This window comes from Phytoactinopolyspora limicola, from assembly GCF_011320225.1.
GTDB lineage: Bacteria > Actinomycetota > Actinomycetes > Jiangellales > Jiangellaceae > Phytoactinopolyspora > Phytoactinopolyspora limicola.
The window spans coordinates 33,297-53,338 of record NZ_JAAOEN010000022.1; the positions used below are offsets into that span (position 1 = coordinate 33,297).

Genomic DNA, 20,042 nt, shown 5'->3' on the forward strand with positions numbered 1-20,042 from the left:
CCGGGTAACAGGCGGCGGCCAGCGACACCTCGGCGTCGGGACCGCACAGAAGAGCGCCGCCGGCATCTGTCGCCGGCTGGCTCAGCGGAGACCTGAGGGCATCGTGCCCGGCCGATATGGGCCACCGATGAGCACAGGATGAGAACGGTCTCATCGATGACTTGATCACTTCGGTGGGTGGATGGGCAGGATGGTCTGTATGACCTCGAACGAGCCCATCGCTGACGCAAGCGCCATCGATGCCCTCGCTGGGGAGTACTGGGAGGCCTACCTCGACGCCGAGCCACTCGTGGCATCTCTGCTCGGCGACCATCGCCACGACCTACGGGTGGCCGATCGCAGCGTCGACGCCGATCAGGAGCTTCGCCGGCACTGGCTCGATCTACGTGCCCGGGTGTCGGCTATCGACCGGAGCGGGTTGGATGCCACCCGGCGCGACACCCGTGACCTGCTGTTGGCCGAGCTCGACCGGGCTGTCGGCTGGATCGACCTGCGTCTGGTCGAGCTCACCTGGGACCAAACACAAGGCGCCCATGCCGAGTTGCTGCACGCGGCCGGCCGGCTGCGGGCGCCGGATCCGGAGGACGCGTTTCACGCTGTGCTGCGGATCGACTCGATGGCGACGATGTTGCGGCAGGCCGTCGACCGGTTCCGCGCGGGGATAGCGGCCGGCCGGACCCCGGCCCAGGCCAGCATCGTGCGCAGCTGCCGCCAGATCGACGACTACCTGGCGACACCATTGAGCAGCGACCCCTTCGCCAACCTCCCCGGGCCGGACGACTGGCGGCACACTCCTGCCTGGCAGCGCGACATGTTCCAGGTGGTCCGGGATCGGTTGCGTCCCGCGTTCGCGATGTACCGCGAAGCCCTGGCCCAGCACCTGCAACCGGTAGCCCGCCCGGATCGACAACCCGGCCTGGTGCACCTGGCCGACGGTGAGGAGATCTATCAGGCTCTGGTCCGGCACCACACCGGCCTGTCGATCTCTCCGGAAGAGCTCCACGCGGCCGGGCTCGATGAGGTCAGCCGGATCGTGTCGGGCGAGCTGGTCGAGATCGGTGCTCGCGCGGTGGGCACGGGGCAGCTGCCGGAGATCCTCAAGCGGCTCCGGCATGACCCCTCACTACGGTTCCAGACCGGCGGCGAGATCCTCGACCGAGCCCGTGACTATGTGGATAGGGCGTCCGCCGCCGTCGCCGACTGGTTCGGGATCCGCCCCGAAGCGCCCTGCGCCGTCCGCCGAACCCCGTTCTACCTCTCCGACGCCCCTCCTTCCTATTACTGGCCACCGGCAGCTGATGGCAGCCGGCCCGGGGAGTATTACGTCAATCTGTGGAACCCGCAGCGGACCGGCCGCTTCCTGGGTGCGTTCACCGCCTACCACGAGGCGATACCTGGCCATCACCTCCAGCTGGGGATCGCCGCGCAGCAGTTCGACCTTCCCGCTTTCCGGCGTTTCAGCTTCAGCCACACGGTGTTCGTTGAAGGCTGGGGCCTGTACGCCGAGCGGCTGGCCGAGGAGATGGGGCTCTACGAAGACGACCTGGACCGCCTCGGCATGCTCAGCGCCGACGTCTGGCGGGCCAGCCGCCTCGTGGTCGATACCGGTCTGCACGCCCTTGGGTGGACACGGCAGCAGGCGATCGACTACATGACCGACCACGTACCGCTCGATCCGGGCACCATAGCGGACGAGGTGGACCGCTACATCGGGATGCCGGCGCAGGCGCTGGCCTACAAGGTTGGGCAGAGGGAGATCCTGGCGGCCCGGCGAGAAGCGAGCGCGGCCCTGGCCGACAGCTTCGACGTCAAGGCGTTCCACGACGTCGTGGTGGGCGCCGGGACGGTCAGCCTGCCGGTATTGCGTCGTCGACTGGCCTCATGGCTGGCGGAGTCGAAGGAGGCTGGCAGGATGGGCCCATGACAGCAGACCAGACCAGCACCACGCTCCAGTCGATCGCCGACGAGTACTGGGATGCTGTGGTCGAGTCTCGCCCCCTTTATGCGTCTCTGCTAGGTGACCATCGGTTCGACGATCGAGCCGACGACGTCTCCGCCGACGCTGAGCAGGCTCGACGGCGTTTGTGGACCCAACTTCGCGAACGCGCGGCCGCGATCGCCCCGGACAGTCTCGACGAGACCGACACGGTCACCCGCGAGCTGCTCATCGGGGAGCTGGACGACACCATTCGTGCCATCGATCTCCGGGTCGCCGAACTTACGTCCGACCAAATGCAAGGTGCCCACGCGGAGTTGCTCATGAGCGCCGGGCAGTTGCAAGCACCCGAACCCGACCACGCCCGGATGGCGCTGGCCCGGATCGATGAGTTCGCGCGGCATCTCGACCAAGCGGCGCAGCGTTACCGAGAAGGGCTGGCCGCTGGTCGTACCCCAGCGAGGATCGTCGTGTCCCGGTCGCGCAGCCAGGTTGAGGGTTATCTCGCCACTGACCTCGGCGCTGATCCTTTCGTGTCACTGGCCGGGCCCGACGCGTGGGATGGCGAGGCGGCGTGGCGCGCCGATCTGGCCGCCGCGGTGCGGGACACGCTGCGTCCGGCGTTCGCCCGCTACCGTGACGCCCTGACCACCGAGCTCTACCCGGCGGCGCGGGATGACGACCACCCAGGCTTGGTGCACCTTTCCGATGGGGCGGAGCTTTACCAGGCGCTCATCCACCACCACACCGGTCTGCCACTGACCGCCGACGAGTTGCACGAGATCGGTCTGGACCAAGCGACCCGAGTGCTGCCTGCGGAGTTCGCCGAGGTGGGCGAGCGCGCCTTCGGCACTCCGAAGGTCGCCGAGATCTTCGACCGGCTGCTGACCGACACCGCCTTGCGGTACCAGACCGCGGACGAGATCCTCGACGACGCGCGGGGCTGCCTGGCCAAGGCGACCGCGGTGATGGGTGCCTGGTTCGGCATCGTGCCGGAGGCGGCGTGCGAGCTGGTCGCGGTGCCCGATTACCTCGCTGCCGATGTCCCCCCGGCGTACTACATGCCACCGGCCACCGACGGCAGCCGGCCCGGCACCTACTTCGTCAACCTGCGTGAGCCCACTGAACGCAGCCGTCCCCAGACCGCGTCGGTGGCGTACCACGAGGCGATTCCCGGGCACCACTTGCAGCTGGCGATCGCCGCGGAGCGGTCCGATCTGCCGGCGTTTCGTCGGCTGTCGCTCGGCCACAATGCCTACATCGAGGGCTGGGGTCTGTATGCCGAGCGGCTGGCCGACGAGATGGGCCTGTACGAGGACGATCTCGACCGCCTAGGCATGCTGGCCTCCGACGCGTGGCGAGCGTGCCGGCTGGTGGTCGACACCGGGTTGCATGCCCGGGGATGGACCCGCCAGCGGGCGATCGACTTCATGTCGGAGTATGCGCCGTTGGAGCCGGACACCGTTGCGGTCGAGGTTGATCGTTACATCGGGATGCCGGGCCAGGCACTGTCCTACAAGGTCGGGCAGCGCGAGATCTTGACGTTGCGGGAGCAGGCGCGGACGGCGTTGGGTGCTCGGTTCGACATCAAGGCGTTCCACGACGTCGTGCTCGGCGCCGCGACGGTGAGCCTGCCGGTGCTGCGGCGCCGGGTGACCGATTGGGCGGGTGGCACTGCCTGACCCTCTCCCCGGCGACGATCACCGGGCGCGGCGGTATGGTGGTGGTATGTCCTCTGGTTGGTTCGTGACTCGCACCCGCACCGGCTCCGTCCGGGCGCGAGTATCCGTGCGCCACTGAGCGCCGCCCCGACCACCCCAGATCCGCACCGGCCCCGGCGGGTTCGCTGTGTTGACCCCGGCCGCCGGCATGAGTATCAGTGGAGCCACCTATGCCCCGTCCGATGCCCGACAAACCGACCCTTGACGGTCTCGACACCCACTGGCCCATCCGTTGGGCGCAGAACAACACCTACGGTTTCGACCGCACCGCGACCCGCGATCAGGTCTACTCCATCAACACACCACCACCAACGGCGTCCGGCGACCTCCATGTCGGGCACGTGTTCTCCTATACCCACACCGACATCGTCGCCCGTTACCAGCGCATGCGAGGGCGGCAGGTCTTCTACCCGATGGGCTGGGACGACAACGGCCTGCCCACGGAGCGCAGGGTGCAGAACCACTACGGCGTGCGGTGTGATCCGTCGCTACCGTACGACCCCGAGTTCACCGTGGCCGAGCCGGAGCCGGGTGCCCGCCCGGTGCCGCCCAGGGACCAACGGCCGGTGTCGCGGCGTACCTTCATCGAGTTGTGTGAACGGCTCACCGCTCGCGACGAGCAGACGTTCGAGCAGTTGTGGCGGCGCCTAGGTCTGTCCGTCGACTGGTCGTTGACCTACACCACCATTGGTGCGGCCGCGCGGACCACGTCGCAGCGTGCCTTCCTGCGCCAGGTGGCCCGCGGTGAGGCGTACCAGGCCGAAGCGCCGACCCTGTGGGACGTGACCTTCCAGACGGCGGTCGCCCAGGCTGAGCTGGTGGATCACGAACGGCCGGGGGCGTCGCACCGACTGGTGTTCACCGGTCCGGATGGCCGCTCGATCCAGGTGGATACCACCAGGCCCGAGCTCGTGCCGGCGTGTGTGGCGGTGGTGGTGCATCCGGACGACGAACGCTACGCAGCCATGCACGGCTCCACCGTGCGAACCCCGCTGTTCGGCGTGGACGTGCCGGTGCTGGCGCACCGGTTGGCCGAACCGGACAAGGGCACGGGTGCGGTGATGGTGTGCACGTTCGGCGACACCACCGACGTCACCTGGTGGCGGGAGCTGGCGTTGCCGACCCGGGCGGTGGTTGGTCGAGATGGCCGGCTGCGGGCCGACGCACCGGATGGGGTGCCCGCCGCGATCTATCGGGAGCTGGCCGGCCGCACCGCGGCTTCCGCCCGAGGCCGGATCGTGGAGATGCTGCGTGCCAGCGGCGAGCTGGTGGGCGAACCACACCCGATCCAGCACGCGGTGAAGTTCTACGAGAAGGGCGACCGGCCCCTGGAGATCGTCACCAGTCGCCAGTGGTACGTGCGCAACGGCGGACGCGACCCCGATCTGCGCACCCGGATGATCGAGCGAGGCCGGGAGCTGATGTGGGTCCCCGAGCACATGCGGCACCGCTACGAGCACTGGGTGGACGGACTCACCGGAGACTGGCTGATCAGCCGGCAGCGGTACTTCGGTGTGCCCATTCCCATCTGGTACCCGCTCGATGCCGCTGGTGAGCCGATGTACGACGAGCCGCTGCTCCCCAGTGAGGACGACCTGCCGGTCGATCCCAGTTCCGACGCGCCGCCCCGGTACGTCGAGGAGCAGCGCGGGCGGCCCGGTGGGTTCGTGGGTGACCCCGACGTCATGGACACGTGGGCGACATCGTCACTGACGCCGCAGATCGTGTGCGGCTGGGAGCGTGATCCCGACCTGTTCGCGCGGACGTTCCCGATGGATCTGCATGCCCAGGCCCACGAGATCATCCGGACGTGGCTGTTCAGCTGCGTGCTGCGGTCCCATCTGGAGCACGGCAGCTTGCCATGGCGCCGGACCGCCATCTCCGGTTTCGTCGTCGACTCGGACCGGAAGAAGATGGGCAAGTCCGTCGGCAACGCGACCACGCCGGTGGGTGTCATCGACCGGTACGGGGCCGACGCGGTGCGCTGGCGGGCGGCGGGCACCCGGCCGGGCCGCGACACGCCGTTCGACGAGGCGCAGATGAAGGTCGGGCGACGCCTGGCGGTCAAGGTCCTCAACACCGGCCGGTTCGTGCTCCGCCTGCCGGACGATGGACCGCCGGACGGCGTCGCGACCGATGACGGCGCGGGGGCGACGATGCTCGAACCACTCGATCAGGCGATGCTGGTCGAGTTGGCCGGTGTGGTCCACGCCGCCACGGCTGCCATGGACACCTACGAGTACACCAACGCCCTGGATGTCACCGAGCGGTTCTTCTGGACCTTCTGTGACGACTACTTGGAGCTGGTGAAGAACCGCGCTTACGGCAACCACCGTGACCCGGCAGCGGTCGGAGCCCGCACCGCGCTACGTGCCGCGCTGTCGGTGCAGCTCAGGCTGCTGGCGCCGGTCATGCCGTTCGTCACCGAGGAGGTGTGGTCCTGGTGCTCGGACGGTTCGATCCACCACGCGTCCTGGCCGGAGCCGGCGGAGTTGATGGCGCTGGCCGGCCAGGCCGACGCCGGTATCTTCGCGGCTGCGAGCGAGGCATTGGGCCGCATCCGTGCGGTGAAGCACGAGCGGCGGCTGTCCGTGGGGGCACCACTCGACCGGTTGGTCATCCAAGCCGCACCCGCCGATGCCGAGCTACTGCGACTGGTCGTCGACGACGTCGCGGCGGCCGGGCGAGTGGGTGAGCTGGATCTGGTGACCGGACCGGCGGACACCGGCATCGTCGTCATGGCCGCCGGCTGAACCGCAGGTTCGTCGGCACTCCGCGTCCGCCACATGGCCTATCGGCGCCTATTCGCACCGGAATGCCATCTGGTGGACGCGGAGTGGCGCCGTCGGGCCGTGATCTCGCGCACCGGCGCGACACACTAGTGGCAGGTTGGCTCCATCAACCCGCCAGGACGGCGCTACGCTGGTTCCCTACGTCCCAACGTCTGGGGCAATGTGTTGGAAGGAGCTGTGTCCGCCGTGTCGGACGCTTCAAGTTGTCGATCCGCTGAACCCCGCCCGCCCGGGCCTTCCGCGCGGAGCGCCGGTGGTCCCATCTGGCCGGAGCCGGGTGATCCGCGATGACCGCGGTGCTGGGGATCATCGCCGTTTTCCTCCTGACCTTCGGCACCGCCTACTTCGTCGCGCAAGAGTTCGCGTATGTCTCCGCGGACCGGATCGAGTTGTCCCGGCAGGCCGCCGCCGGCGACAAACGCGCGGCGTCCGCGGTACGGGTGATGAAGCGGCTATCGTTCATGCTCTCCGCCGCCCAGGTCGGTATCACCGTCACCGCGCTGCTGGTGGGTTTCCTCGCCCAGCCCGCCTTCTCGCAGGTGTTGCGGCCGGTGTTGGATTGGATCGGGTTACCGGGCTCAGCGGTGACGGGTGTGTCGATCGCCGCCGCGTTTATTCTCGCCACGGTCATCCAGATGGTGTTGGGCGAGCTGTTCCCGAAGAACCTCGCACTGGCGAAAGCCGAGGCCATGGCCAAGGCCTTGGCCGCGTCCACCCATGTCTACCTGGCGATCAGCGGCCCCGTCATCCGGATGTTCGACAGTTCGGCGAATCGCCTGCTGCGGTGGGTTGGAATCCAGCCTGTCGAGGAGTTGCATCACGGCGCCACGCTCGAGGAGTTAGGCCACATCATCGATGAGGCCGAGGCACAGGGTTCACTGTCTCCGCAGCTCTCGGACGTGCTTGGCCGGGCCCTGAGTTTTTCCGAGCACACGGCTGGGGAGGCCATGGTGCCACGCCCAGACGTCATCAGCGTGTCCGCCAACGCCCCGGCGGCCTCGGTGATCGACCTGATCCGCGCACACGGCCACACGTCGTACCCGGTCCTGGGGGCCACCACCGACGACATCGTCGGAGTGGTGGGAGTACGGGAGCTGATGCGGGTGCCGGAGTCGATGGTGACCGACTCCATGGCCGGCGACATCGCGCGGCTGCCATTGCTGGTGCCCGACAGCCTCGCCCTGCTCCCGCTGATCCGGCGAATGGGCGAACACGACGACGAGTTCGCCTGTGTCCTCGACGAGTACGGTGGACTCGCCGGGATCATCACTCTTGAAGACATCGCCGAGGAGCTGGTGGGTGAGATCGAGGACGAGACCGACCAGGAGTCGGTGCCAGCGACCCTCGTCGACGGCTGGTGGTTGCTTGACGCCGGCCTGCGGGTCGACGAAGCCACGACCTATACGGGAATCGAGCTGCCCGAGTCCGAGGACTATGACACCGTCGGTGGACTGATCGCGGCCCGTCTCGGCCGCCTCGCCGAGCCCGGCGACGTCGTCACCATCGACCTTCCAGGCACTGACGATGAACACCGCGGGGTTGTCATCGAGGTCCAGTCCGTGGACCGCCGGGTGCCGGAACGGATCCGGATGCGGCACGCGGTGGAGGTGCAGCAGTGAGCCCCGGTCTTGCCCTGTTGATCACCGGGCTGCTCTTCGTGGCCAGTGGGTTCTTCGTCGCTGCTGAATTCGCGCTGGTCGGCGCGGCCCGGCACCGGTTGGAGCGAGCCGTCGCGGAGCGTCGGCGCGGCGCCCAGGCGGCATTGAAGGGTGTACGGGAGTTGTCGCTGATGCTGGCCGGCGCCCAACTCGGCATCACCATGGTGATGATCGGCTTGGGAATGGTGTCCGAGCCGGCGCTGCACCACCTGCTCGAGCCCCCGGTGGCGGCGTTGGGTCTGCCGGACTCGGCGGTGCGGGTGGTGGCGCTGATCATCGCCTTGGCCATCGTCACCTACGTACACGTCGTCGTCGGCGAGATGGCGCCGAAGTCGTGGGCCATCACCCACCCGGAACGGTCGGCGATGCTGCTGGCGCCGGCCTTCCGGGCGTTTACCTGGCTGGTGCGGTGGCTGCTGCTCGCGCTCAACGCCCTCACGAACGTTTTGGTGCGGATGGTGCGGGTTCAGCCGCGTGACGAGATCGTGACGGTCCGGAATCGCGAGCAGATCCACCAGTTGGTCTCCGAGTCGTCGCGCCTGGGCCTGATCCGGCCCGACGACCACGGCGTGCTGACCCGCACGCTGGGTGCGCCCGGCGCGGCCGTCGGCCGGATCATGGTGCCGATGGAGCAGATGGTGACCGTCGACGCGTCCGCCGGCCCGCAGGAGGTGCTCGACGTCGCGGCGAGCCACCGGCGCACCAGATTGGTCGTGCGAGACGGATCCGGCGCGGTGGCCGGAGCGGTGCATGCCCGTGAGGCGTTGGCCGGCCGCGGGCTCGACACGCCGTGGACGGCGGGCGAGATGGCCCGGCCCATCCCGTCCGTGGACTCCGGCGCCGATCTCGTGACCGCGGCCGAAACGTTGCGCCGCGCGAGGTCGCAGCTGGGCCTGGTGCGCGACAGTGAGTACCGTACGGTCGGCCTGGTGAGTATGGACGACCTCGTGACCAACATCCTGGTGAGCGAGACGTGATGGCGCGGCCGGTCTTCTTCTTGACCGATTACGGTCGCCGCGACGGCTTCGTCGCCGCCTGCCACGGCGTGATGCTGCGGATCACGCCGGGGGTGCGGATCGTCGACGTCACCCATGACGTGCCAGCACAGGATGTCCGGCACGGGGCAGTGGTGCTCGCCCAGACGGTTCCCTACCTGCCGCCGGCCGTGCTGGTCGCGGTGGTGGATCCCGGGGTGGGGGCGGCGCGCCGAGCCGTGGCTATCGAGGTTGGCGACCATGTGCTGGTCGGCCCGGACAACGGCCTGCTGCCGTGGGCGGCCGGTGCGGCCGGTGAGATACGCCGCGTGGTGGAGCTCACCAATGCCGCTTACCTGCTGGAGACCACCGCGGTGACCTTCCATGGCCGGGACGTGTTCGCACCGGCCGCGGCGCATGTCGCCGCCGGAACACCCGTGTCCGCCCTGGGCCCAGCCGTGGATCCCGCCGACCTCGTCCGGTTGCCCGAGCCACGAGTGTCGGCCGGTCCAGGTGTCGTGGACACCGAGGCACACGTCGTCGATCATTTCGGCAATGTCGCGCTGGCCGCCCGCGCGGACCATCTGACCACCGCCGGACTGTCCGCCGGACAGGTGGTCCGGGTGCAAGCCGGCGACACTGGCCAGCCACTGGAGGCGAGCGTCGGCCGGATTTTCGCCGACGTCGCCCCCGGCGAGCTGGTGCTTTACGTGGACTCACACGGCTACGTGGCGTTGGCCGAGAATCACGGTAACGCCGCGGCCCGGTTGGGGGTGGCGGCCGGAGATCCGGTTGTGGTCAGCGTGGCGCCTCCTCGGTGACCGGAGCCGCACGCCGGCCGTTCAATGCCCAGGCCAGGGATGGGCCGAGACCCCCGACCCGGAGCGGGCGACGACGTGCCGAGTCGGTCACCGCGAGCCGGCCTCGGGGTCTCCTCCCTCGTGGATGCCGTGGTAGATGCGTTCCCGCAGGCTATTCGCCTCGTCGCTGGTCATGGTCCGGTCGGTGGGCCGCAACACGAGCCGGACGAGCAGGTTCACCTGGCCGGGCCGGATGCCGAGACGTTCGCGGGCAGCCTGGGGGAGCACGTCGTACGTGGTGCGGGAGAGGATGGTGACGTCCTCGACGAGGTCGGCGTGTGGCCCGAGGAGCTCCCGGATCCGGTCGCCGAGTGTCTCCACGTCGGCCTCCGGGGTGACGGCGATCGAGATGTCGCGGATGGCCGGCGGCAAGTCGGAGACGGGCCGGTACGGTTCGAGATCCCTCATCTGCTCTGTCACCCGAGGATCGGCGGAGCGCAGCAGCCGGATGTCCGGTATCCCCTTGCGCAGCATCAACATCCGGTCCAGCCCCATCCCCAGCGCCAAGCCGCTCCATTTAGCCGGCTCCAGCCCGGCACCAGCGAGCACGTGCGGGGCCGCGAGGCCGCATTCGGCGATCTCGACCGGCTCGTTGCCCTGGATGACGTCCACCTCACGGCCGTCGACGGTATACGGGTGGTCGGCGGTGGACCACCGCCAGTGGGCACCCGGGAGGAGAGCGTCGACGATCGTGGTGACCATGGCGTGCAGATCGTCGTGGTCGAGCCGGCGCCCGCCGCGGCGGAGCAGCCACAAGTCGAGCTGGTGCGGAGTGCCGGTGTGGATTCGATCGATGGCGTCGCGCCGGTGGCAGATGCCGGGTAGCACCAGCAGCGTCTGCCAGCTGTTGTGAGCCGGCCCGGCCCCATGTGGCTGGGCTGGAGCGCCGGCACGTGGAACACCATGGTGTTCGCGGGAGATGCGGCGCAACGCCGGCGGGACACCAGCCGATGTATGGCTGCGCAGCATGGTCGTCTCGCTGACGTAGCGGGTATAACGAGCTTCACGGGAGACCGCATCGGGGGCGTAGCCGAGCCGGTCGTAGTTGTCTTCCAGGCTCACCAGAGGCCGAGCCAGCTCGCGTCGGATGGGGGTGGCCCACCGTCGGGCCAGCGCGGTCGCGGCGGCGTCGACGAGCAACTGGATGGCGTGTTGTCCCTGGTCCGGGTCGGTGAGATCGCGGACTGACAGCGCGTCGATCAGAGCCGGCAGGGGTAGTGGTGCGGCGGCGGTGTGGTGCTGAGGCACGGGGCCGGCGATGTGCCTCGGCGCCGCTGATGTAGTGGGATGACCCGGCATGTCCGGGTGAGTACGGGTGTTCACGGTGGAACCTACCTTCGCGGTACGCGGATAGCCGATGGGGGAGACTCCCCCGGTCGGTGCGGTGGCCGCGAAGGGTGAAGGCTAGGTGCGCGAACCCTCCGGGCGGCGAACCGTCGCCGACCGGGGGCACATAAACAGGCGCTGACCTGGCATAAAACTGAGCGTATCCCGCCGCACCCGCCGATGCCAACCCGGCCGGACCGGGTCAGCTGATGGGGGAGTCCTCGAGAAGTCCGCGCTGGTAAGCGATGGCTACCGCCTCGGTGCGGCCCGCGGCCCCGAGTTTGGCCATCACTCGCGACAGATGGACGCTCACCGTCTTCTCGCTGATGAACAGCTCCTCGCCGACGCGGCGGTTGGTGTAGCCACGTGCGACCAACTCCAGGACGGCGGTCTCGCGTGGGGTGAGGACCTGGACACCCGACACGGGTGCACCCGGCAACGCCAACCTGGCGCGACGAGCGAGCGACCGGACGGACTCGGCCAGGGGAGTCGCGCCGAGGTGTTGCGCCGCGGCCAGCGCCTGGCCGAGTTCGGCGGCAGCGTCGTCGCGGTGGCCGCCGGACAGCAACGTCTCGGCCAACCGCCGGCGCGCCACTGCCTGCTGATAGACGTCTCCGTAACCGAAGGCCTCGACGACGGCGCGCCAGGGGCCCGCGTCGGTTGAGCCCGACAGCCGGGCGTACTCGGCCCGGGCCCGCAACAACCAGGCTTGGCCCTCAGGGCCCATCTCGGCGGAGCGGGCATCACCATGCTGAGCCGTTTGCTCGGCACGTTCGAGCAGTTCCTTGCCGGCGGCGAGGGCGTGTTCGACGGTGGCCGGATCAGGGGGCGGGCCGACGGGGCGGGCGTGGTCGGCGTGGGCGGCCAGCGCAAGCGTAGACAGCCGGATACCACCCATCGGCCACTCTTCACCCGAGGAGGCCCGGACGGCCTTGAGGGCTTCCTCGCTGATCCGGATGGCGTCGTCGTGGCGACCTTGCCAGCCGGCCAGCTCGGCGCCGGCGATCCCGGCGAGCAGCGCGATCTGCTCGTCCTGGTTTCGGTACCACGCCGAACGCAGCTCGTCGAGTGTGCGTTGGGACTGCTCGAACTGTCCACGTCCCACCTGCACCAGCGCGGCCGCGGCAGCGAGCAGGCCGGCGATGACATCGGAGACGCGTTCGCCAGGCGGCGCGGCTGCTTCGGCGGCAGCGTCCCAGTCTCCGCGGGCGTAGTGGATCACGCCGCGCAACCACCGGATGTTCCGGCCGTACATACTCCAGGTCAGGCCGACCTCGGCGGCCCGGGCGGCCGCGGCGTCGGCGATCTCGGCCGCCTCGTCCAGGCGGCCTCGATCGAAGGGGATGAAGATGAGATTGAACCGGGCCCGCAGCTCGACGTCCAGCGCACCAGCCTCGACGGCGAGCTGCTGCGCCCGCCGGAGCAGCGCGGCGGCCTCATCGGAGTGTCCTTCGCGTTCCTCGCAGAACGCCAGCGAGATCAGCGCATCCGCTTCGGCGGACACCGCACCGGACGCGCGGGCGTCGTCGGCCGCCGCCACCGCCAGGGAACGGCGCTCCGCGTCGGACGTGCTGACCCTCGACCACAGCCCGAGCACCCAGGAGCGTGCGGCGCTGGCGGGGGTGTCCTTGATGAGTTCCCAGGCGGTGCGGATGGTCTCTTCGGCTTCGGTCCAGTGACCATTGGCAAGCAGTACCTGGGTGAGTTGGCGGCGAGTATCGGCCGACACGATGGGATCGTCGCCCGCATCGGCCAGCGGCACGGCCGCCCGCATGTAGGCCAACGCTCGGTCGGGTAGACCCGCGGAGCCAGCGGCCGTGGCCGCCTTGCGGGTCAGCTTGAGTTCGGTGATGCCGGCGTGCGACTCGGGATTCTCGACCGCGCCCCACAACTCGAGTGCGGTCTCGACCTGTTGCAGCGCGAATCCGACCGCACCCTTCTTCCATGCGTGTTGAACGGCGCGGACCGAGGCCGCCAGCGCGGTGGGGAGATCGTTGGCGTTGCGGCTGTGATAAGCCAGTGGACCCGCCATACCCGGGTCGTCCATCCTGGCTAGCCGCTCGGCATAGGCCGCGTGCAGCCGGACCCGTTCACCCGGTAGGAGGTCGGCGTAGATGACCTCACGCAGCAGGGCGTGTCGGAAGGTGTAGGCGTCTTTGACACCCGGGACCAGAATGCTGTGCTGAATGGCTTCGCGTAGGGCGACGTCCAACTCCCCTGCGTCGATGTCGACGATGGCGTCGAGGGTGGGGTGTCGAACGTGCCATTGCCCCGATACCGAGGCAGCTCGCACCACTCGCTGGGTGGTCGGCGAGAGCTTCTCCAGCCGGGCCAGCAGGACATCGGCCAGCATCGACGGGATGCTGTTGGTGCCGAACGAGCTGGCCGCGAGAAGTTCTTCAGCGAAGAAGGCGTTGCCCTCCGAGCGGCTGGCGACGTTGGCGATGACGTCCTCCGGGGTGTTGCCCTGTCCGAGGAGCCGGACGAATTCCTCGGCTTCGGCGGGGCCGAACGGGGCGACGTCCAAGCGTTCCACCGCGGGCAGCCGTACCAGCTCCGCGAGAAGTGGGCGCAACGGATGCCTGCGGTGGAGGTCGTCGGACCGGTAGCTCGCGATGATGAGAAGCCGCTGCCGGGCCAGCCGCGAGAAGAGGAAGGAGAGAAGATCGCGGGTGGAGGCGTCACTCCAATGGAGATCTTCGATCTGCAGCACGAGGGTGTTGCTCGCCGCGAGATCCTGCAGCAAACCGAGGATGGCATCGAACAGTTGAAGTTGGTCGAAGTTCTGCGCGGTGCTGGAGCCGGTTGGGGCCTCATCGGCGCCGCCGTCAGCCGGCAGCGGCGGGGTGGTATCGCGTTGGCCGCCCAGCATGGCCAGCTGCGGCCGGGCCGCCAGAAGTTCGGGGGCGGACCCGCGTATTTGGTCGATGATCTCGATGAAGGGGAGGTAAGGAAAACTGGCCTGGTTGATGTCGACACATCGGCCGACCACAACTTGCGCCCCCGCCGTGCGGGCGACGTCCGCCATCTCGGCGAGAAGTCGGCTTTTGCCCACCCCTGCCTCACCTGACACGAGCACGGCGCCGGCCGTACCAGCGCGGGCGCGATCCAAGGCGGCCCGCAGCTGTTGTACTTCGGCGCCGCGGGCGTAGAACGGGAAAGTGGATCCGAGCCTGGGCACGAAATCCATCCTTGCATGCGCCGCTGACAACGTCGCGGGTGTTTTTGTGCTGACGCCCGAAGGGGCGGGATGTTGTTGATCGGCTGGAGCCGCCGTCCCTCGTGCCGGCATCGACATCTCCCATCGATCTCACGGCGCTGCCCGGTGGACGATTCTCTGCGCGCCGTCAGGCGGTCCCAGTGGGTGTTGGCCGCTGTGGGGTGGACCCACCTGACGGCGCCGGACCGAACGGGTCAGGCGGCAGTGGTGCGTTCGGGGGTGTGTGCACGCGCGTCCCGGCGCCGACCCGGACGGGCCTGGCAGGTGGCCGACGACGTTGAGGTCGTGGCGCTGGACGCACGATCGTGTTGCGTCGACGTGCCCTGTTCAGGAATGTGTCGCGGCTGCGTGGTGCTGGCGCTCGCCCGGTCGACGCTGCTAACCGCGGCCGGGCCTCGCCGCATCGCCCGGCGGGCCCGCGCCCGCAGCCCACGCTGGCCGAACGACCGGCGCAGCTCCTCGCGCCGGTAGGCGACCTCGGCGTTGATCGAATCGTAGGTGTAAAACATGATCACTCCCCGTCGGATGCGGCCCTTTCGTGCTCGTACAAGAAAAGACTCGTCGTGAGGGGTGAGCTGGCACATCAGCGGTTCACGTACTTCCCCGCGATGAGGGGCGACGGCGTTGGGTAAGGCCCGCGTAAGGGTGACCTGAGGTGCCTTACCGTCGTCGATCGATGCATCCACCGACCACCAACGTCAGTCGCGGAAGATCCGTAACCCGGACCCTAGGGTGGACCAGTCCGCAGGTGACCGCACCAGGATCCTCTACGGTGGTCGTGCCCACTCGCGTGTAAGGAGGCCGCCGTCGTGACCAGTGTGCCCAGTGTGTCCTACTCGATCACGGTTCGCCTGGAGGTACCGGCCGGAGGTACCGCGGTCAGCTCGCTGACCGCGACGGTCGAGAGCGCCGGTGGACTCGTCACAGCGCTGGATGTCACCGCCTCCGGGCACGAGCGTATCCAGGTCGATGTCACATGTGCGGCCACGTCGGCGGCCCACGCCGACCAACTCGTCGAGGCGCTGCAATCGGTCCCCGGTGTGATCATCGGCAAAGTCAGCGACCGCACGTTCCTGGTCCACCTGGGTGGCAAGATCGAGGTCAAGTCGAAGGTGCCGATCCGGAACCGAGACGACCTGTCGCTGGTCTACACGCCAGGTGTGGCGCGGGTGTCCCAGGCCATTGCCAAGAACCCCGAGGATGCCCGTCGGCTGACCATCAAACGGAACACCGTGGCGGTTGTCACCGACGGCTCGGCCGTTCTCGGCCTCGGCAACATCGGCGCCATGGCGGCGCTGCCGGTGATGGAAGGCAAAGCCGCGTTGTTCAAACGGTTCGCCGACATCGACGCCTTCCCCATCTGCCTTGATACGCAGGATCCCGACGAGATCGTCGAAACCGTCCGGCACATCGCCCCGGTGTTCGCCGGGATCAACCTCGAAGACATCTCGGCGCCACGTTGCTTCGAGATCGAGGCACGCCTACGGGAGATCCTGGACATTCCGGTGTTCCACGACGACCAACACGGCACCGCCATCGTGGTGCTGGCGGCGCTGATCAACGCTTTGAAGGTGGTCGGCAAAGAGATCGGCTCCATCCGGGTGGCGATGGCGGGAGCCGGCGCCGCCGGCCATGCGATCGCGCAGTTGCTGCACGCGGCCGGGGTACGTGACCTCGTCGCCGCCGATGTCCACGGCGTCATCCATCCCGACCGGCCTGACCTCACCGGGGTGCCAACGTGGTACCTCGAACACAGCAATCCCCGGCGGATCACCGGCGCCTTGCGCGACGCGGTGGCCGGTGCGGACGTGTTCATCGGCGTGTCGGCGCCGAACGTCCTCGCTGCCGCCGACGTGGAGTCCATGGCCCCGAATGCCATCGTGTTCGCGTTGGCCAACCCGGAGCCGGAGATCCAGCCGCAGGAGGCGAGCCGGTTCGCCGCGGTAGTGGCCACCGGCCGCAGCGACCACCCGAACCAGATCAACAACGTCCTCGCCTTTCCCGGCGTCTTCCGCGGTCTGCTCGACGCGCACAGCAGGAGCGTCACCACCGAGATGCTCTCCGCCGCGGCCCGCGCGTTGGCGGCCACCGTGAGCGATGATGAACTCAATGCCGCGTATATCGTGCCGAGTGTGTTCCATCCGGGGGTTGCCGAGGCGGTGGCCATGGCGGTGCGGGGCAGTGTAGAGAGCATTAGGAAGGTAGCCGAGGAGACCGGCGAGTTCCCTGCGGTTCCGGTCTGACGGACACGAGGAGTCGCGGAGATCATGGCCGAGGCCAGGTTGGTGGGGCGGTTGCTCGTAGCGACGCCGCAACTGCGCGGGTCGACTTTCGAGAACAGCGTCATTCTGATGCTTTCACATGACGGCGACGGTGCCCTCGGTGTCATCGTCAACCGGCCCACCGAGGTGCCGGTGGGCAATCTACTGCCGACCTGGCAGCACGTCGCCTCCGAACCGAGTGTGATCTTCCAAGGCGGACCGGTCGAGACCGACAGCGCACTCGGTCTGGTGCGCCTGGGCTCCGGGGGAGAACCGCTGGGTGTCCGCCGGGTCAGCGGGGAGGTCGGCGTCGTCGACCTCGACACTCCCACCGAGGTGGTCGAATCGGCCGTTGGTGGGATGCGGGTATTCGCCGGCTACGCGGGATGGGCCGCCGACCAGGTGGAAGGCGAAATCGACGAAGGTTCCTGGTACGTGGTCGACGCCGAGCCCTCCGACGCATTCCGGGTCGACGCACAGGTTCTGTGGCGTGCGGTGCTGCGTCGGCAAGGTGGAGAGCTGGCCCTGATGGCATCGTTCCCGGCGGACCCGACGATGAACTAGTGCGCCCGCACCGAACCCGGCGCGCTCTTCCGGCCTTGTTCCAACCAGACGACGCCGGCGTTGTACATGACCACGGCTGGGCCGAGGGCACATGGGTGCGTCCAGGAGTTCCGCGCGATCCAAGCGCCAGCTTCGTCTCGGCGGTGCCAGCCCGGTATGAACGGCGTCCCTAGGCTGCTACCGGAGGGGTTGGATTTGGTGAACGGAGTGGAGTTGGTGCAGTAACGGAGTGGCGGAGGTGTTGTTCTGGCGACACTGATGGCACTCCGTTCACGCACCAACTCCACTCCGTGCGCTAGCTCCACCCCGTGCACTAGCTCCACTCCGTGCACTAGCTCCACTCCGTGCACTAGCTCCACCCCGTGCACCAACTCCACTCCGTGCGCTAGCTCCACTCCGTGCGCCAACTCCACTCCGTGTGGCGGGCGTCGTTGGGTTGCGGGTGCCTCGCGTCGTGCGTGAGCTCCACCTGGGCGACAACACGCTTCCTTGTGGCGCACTCCGGTCTGCCACAAGCCTCCTTACTGTGCCTATAGCGACAACAAGCCTCCTTGTGTCGACGTGGAGGGTGCAGTAAGGCGCCTTGTGGTGGCCATGGTCGGTCCGTCTGGGCGGCGAATGGCTCACCCCGTGCGGCTGCCCATTGCGGTCGACCACAAGGTTCCTTATGGCTGCTGCCCTGGGGGTCGCGATGGCTGCTGCCCTGGGGGTCGCGATGGCTGCTGCCCTGGGGGTCGCGGCGAACGGAGCGGAGTTGGTGCCGCAACGGAGTGGCTGAGGTGTGGTTCTGGCGACACCGCCGTCACTCCATCACGCACCAACTCCACTCCGTGCGCCAACTCCACTCCGTGTGTCGGGCGTCGTTGGGTTGCGGGTGCCTCGCGTCGTGCGTGAGCTCCACCTGGGCGACAACACGCTTCCTTGTGGCGCACTCTCCGGTCTGCCACAAGTCTCCTTACTGTGCCTATAGCGACAACAAGCCTCCTTATGTCGACGTGAAGGGTGCAACAAGCCTCCTTGTGGCGGGCGCCTGCGGCGCGGTGAGCGTCGTCGTGGCCGGGTGTGGCCTGGCCGAGAGGACATCCACCCCGATCTTTCCGGACGTGACACATCAACCAACTCGATGTACCGTCACATCAGTGTCCTCTAGTCACATTGATTGACACGCTTAACAGGATTGGGGGAGGTCGGCATGGACCGGAAACCCACTCGCCGCACCATCCTGGCCGCGAGCGCGGCCCTACTCGCCGGCCCAGTCCTGCCGGGTATGGCGCACGCCGGGAGCAGCCCGACCACCTCGGCGCGATCGCTCGGTCCAGCCTTCGGGGACGCCGCCGACGGCCACGACGTCCCGCGGGATCTGCTCGTCGCGATGTCCCAGGCCCTCTCACATGGCCAGGACAGGTCGAGTGCTGATGGCAGGCGGGGGGTGATGCAACTCGCCGATGGCGCGGCGGGCCTGCTCACCCGAGCCGCTGAGCTCGCCGGACATCCCCCAGACGACGTCCGGACCACCCAGCGAGCGAACATCGACGCCGCCGCGGCGCTGCTGCGCTCGTTCGCCGCCGACGCGGGGCTCGGCCCGCGGGAGCGATCCCAACCCGAGTCCTGGTACGAGCCAGTGGTGCGCTACACCGCCATCCCCGACGTGATGGTGGCCCGATGGCAGGCTGACGCGGTCTACGCCGCGCTGACCCGCGGGGTGCCGGAGCTGAAGAGTGGTGGGGAGCCGGCCGCCACGCCGCGGCACCCGGTCGCGCCGGTGGTCACCACGGCTGCACCGATGCCTGAGCCGCGGCGGTCCGACTACCCACAAGCGCGCTGGGTAGCAGCACACTCCAGCAACTACCGGACCGCCGACCGGCCACGAGAACACGCCATCGACCGAGTGGTCATCCACACCGCGCAGGGCACCTACGCCGGAACCATTTCCTGGTTCCAGAACCCCAGCTCGAACGTGTCCGCACATTACGTCGTGCGATCGTCGGATGGGCAGGTGACCCAGATGGTCCGGCACAAAGACGTCGGCTGGCACGTGGGTAGCTCCAACAGCCGGTCCATCGGCATCGAGCACGAGGGCTGGGTCGACGACCGATCGTGGTACACCGAGGCGATGTATCGCTCGTCGGCGGCGTTGACCCGGTTCATCTGCGAGCAGCACGGCATCCCGCTGAACCGGACACATATCGTCGGACACAACGAGATCCCGGGTGCCACTCATACCGACCCCGGCCGGCATTGGGACTGGGACCGATACATGAGCTACGTGCAGGGTGACTCCGGCCGATGGAGAACCGTCGTCGACAACGAACACTCGGGGTTCGCCGCGAGTAGCCGCTGGGTGCGCGCTACCGCGTCGGGGTACGAGGGCACCCATCACCATGCGCGACCGGTGCAGGAGAGCGACGTCGCGTGGTTCAAGGCCCGGATCCCGTCCACCGGCAGCTACCGCGTCGAGGTCTGGTATCCGGAGCATCCGACGAACAACTCGCGGGCACCGCACCTGGTCAACACCACACGCGGCTACGAGGTCACCTATCTGGACCAGCGTGCCGGTGGTGGCCGATGGACCGACCTCGGGGTGTACCAGTTAGCGTCGGGCACCCGCCCGGTGCTCGGCGTCAGCCGCTGGACCGGTACCGACGGATGGATCGAGGCCGACGCGGTCCGGATCAGCTCGACATGATCGACACGGTCCGGGTACAGCTAGTGCACGACACTAGCTGTACC

General features: G+C 68.4%; 13 protein-coding genes. 9 read left to right on the forward strand and 4 right to left on the reverse strand.

Annotated features, from left to right (window positions below):
• The first annotated feature begins 199 nt into the window (after positions 1–199).
• The 6 genes from G8760_RS27230 (at position 200) to G8760_RS27255 (ending at position 9,902) form a co-directional block, all read left to right on the forward strand.
• Positions 200–1,924 (forward strand): DUF885 domain-containing protein, encoded by a 1,725-nt coding sequence (locus G8760_RS27230; RefSeq protein ID WP_166355998.1) that lies wholly within the window; start codon positions 200–202, stop codon positions 1,922–1,924.
• Positions 1,921–3,618 carry a DUF885 domain-containing protein gene (locus G8760_RS27235; protein WP_166355999.1) on the forward strand — a complete coding sequence of 566 codons (1,698 nt, stop codon included), beginning with the start codon at positions 1,921–1,923 and terminating at the stop codon, positions 3,616–3,618. Before G8760_RS27230 ends, G8760_RS27235 begins: the two co-directional genes overlap by 4 nt.
• Positions 3,619–3,839: 221 nt before the next feature.
• Entirely contained in the window at positions 3,840–6,410 is a 2,571-nt protein-coding gene (gene valS / locus G8760_RS27240) for a valine--tRNA ligase (RefSeq protein WP_166356000.1), read from the forward strand.
• A gap of 326 nt (positions 6,411–6,736) precedes the next feature.
• A complete protein-coding gene (locus G8760_RS27245) occupies positions 6,737–8,068 on the forward strand; it encodes a hemolysin family protein (protein WP_166356001.1) in 1,332 nt (443 codons plus the stop codon).
• Positions 8,065–9,084: a hemolysin family protein gene (locus G8760_RS27250; protein WP_166356002.1), complete on the forward strand. Its 1,020-nt coding sequence runs from the start codon at positions 8,065–8,067 to the stop codon at positions 9,082–9,084. Before G8760_RS27245 ends, G8760_RS27250 begins: the two co-directional genes overlap by 4 nt.
• Positions 9,084–9,902, forward strand: a complete 819-nt coding sequence (locus G8760_RS27255; RefSeq protein WP_166356003.1) for an SAM hydrolase/SAM-dependent halogenase family protein — start codon at positions 9,084–9,086, stop codon at positions 9,900–9,902. The genes G8760_RS27250 and G8760_RS27255 overlap by 1 nt, the downstream gene beginning before the upstream one ends.
• Positions 9,903–9,989: 87 nt before the next feature.
• Here G8760_RS27255 and srmL read toward each other — a convergent pair whose 3' ends face one another.
• The 3 genes from srmL to G8760_RS27270 all read right to left on the reverse strand — a co-directional run bounded on the left by srmL (position 9,990) and on the right by G8760_RS27270 (position 14,996).
• A complete protein-coding gene (srmL, locus tag G8760_RS27260; protein WP_207782790.1) occupies positions 9,990–11,264 on the reverse strand; it encodes a PheS-related mystery ligase SrmL in 1,275 nt (424 codons plus the stop codon).
• A gap of 205 nt (positions 11,265–11,469) precedes the next feature.
• Complete coding sequence (locus G8760_RS30675; RefSeq protein ID WP_166356004.1) at positions 11,470–14,457, reverse strand: AAA family ATPase; 2,988 nt, start codon at positions 14,455–14,457, stop codon at positions 11,470–11,472.
• 224 nt (positions 14,458–14,681) lie between these two features.
• Positions 14,682–14,996, reverse strand: a complete 315-nt coding sequence (locus G8760_RS27270) for a hypothetical protein (protein ID WP_166356005.1) — start codon at positions 14,994–14,996, stop codon at positions 14,682–14,684.
• 300 nt (positions 14,997–15,296) lie between these two features.
• Between G8760_RS27270 and G8760_RS27275 the strand changes: the two genes are divergently transcribed.
• Both G8760_RS27275 and G8760_RS27280 read left to right on the forward strand, forming a co-directional pair.
• The gene (locus G8760_RS27275) at positions 15,297–16,730 is read left to right on the forward strand and encodes an NAD-dependent malic enzyme (RefSeq protein ID WP_166356006.1); all 1,434 of its coding nucleotides are present in this window, start codon (positions 15,297–15,299) and stop codon (positions 16,728–16,730) included.
• A gap of 24 nt (positions 16,731–16,754) precedes the next feature.
• Positions 16,755–17,312: a YqgE/AlgH family protein gene (locus G8760_RS27280; RefSeq protein WP_166356007.1), complete on the forward strand. Its 558-nt coding sequence runs from the start codon at positions 16,755–16,757 to the stop codon at positions 17,310–17,312.
• Here G8760_RS27280 and G8760_RS30465 read toward each other — a convergent pair.
• Complete coding sequence (locus G8760_RS30465) at positions 17,309–17,719, reverse strand: hypothetical protein (RefSeq protein WP_246222701.1); 411 nt, start codon at positions 17,717–17,719, stop codon at positions 17,309–17,311. The genes G8760_RS27280 and G8760_RS30465 overlap by 4 nt on opposite strands.
• 785 nt (positions 17,720–18,504) lie before the next feature.
• Between G8760_RS30465 and G8760_RS27290 the strand changes: the two genes are divergently transcribed.
• Positions 18,505–19,998, forward strand: coding sequence for an N-acetylmuramoyl-L-alanine amidase (locus G8760_RS27290; protein WP_166356009.1), 1,494 nt, complete (start codon positions 18,505–18,507; stop codon positions 19,996–19,998).
• Positions 19,999–20,042: the final 44 nt, after the last annotated feature.

Bases quoted from the DNA above. Each gene is read 5' to 3' on its own strand.
- G8760_RS27280 (WP_166356007.1), top strand. From the start codon at position 16,755: ATGGCCGAGGCCAGGTTGGTGGGGCGGTTGCTCGTAGCGACGCCGCAA.
- G8760_RS30675 (WP_166356004.1), bottom strand. From the start codon at position 14,457: ATGGATTTCGTGCCCAGGCTCGGATCCACTTTCCCGTTCTACGCCCGC.
- G8760_RS27290 (WP_166356009.1), top strand. From the start codon at position 18,505: ATGGACCGGAAACCCACTCGCCGCACCATCCTGGCCGCGAGCGCGGCC.
- G8760_RS27235 (WP_166355999.1), top strand. From the start codon at position 1,921: ATGACAGCAGACCAGACCAGCACCACGCTCCAGTCGATCGCCGACGAG.
- valS (WP_166356000.1), top strand. From the start codon at position 3,840: ATGCCCGACAAACCGACCCTTGACGGTCTCGACACCCACTGGCCCATC.
- G8760_RS27245 (WP_166356001.1), top strand. From the start codon at position 6,737: ATGACCGCGGTGCTGGGGATCATCGCCGTTTTCCTCCTGACCTTCGGC.
- G8760_RS27255 (WP_166356003.1), top strand. From the start codon at position 9,084: ATGGCGCGGCCGGTCTTCTTCTTGACCGATTACGGTCGCCGCGACGGC.
- G8760_RS27230 (WP_166355998.1), top strand. From the start codon at position 200: ATGACCTCGAACGAGCCCATCGCTGACGCAAGCGCCATCGATGCCCTC.
- G8760_RS27270 (WP_166356005.1), bottom strand. From the start codon at position 14,996: ATGTTTTACACCTACGATTCGATCAACGCCGAGGTCGCCTACCGGCGC.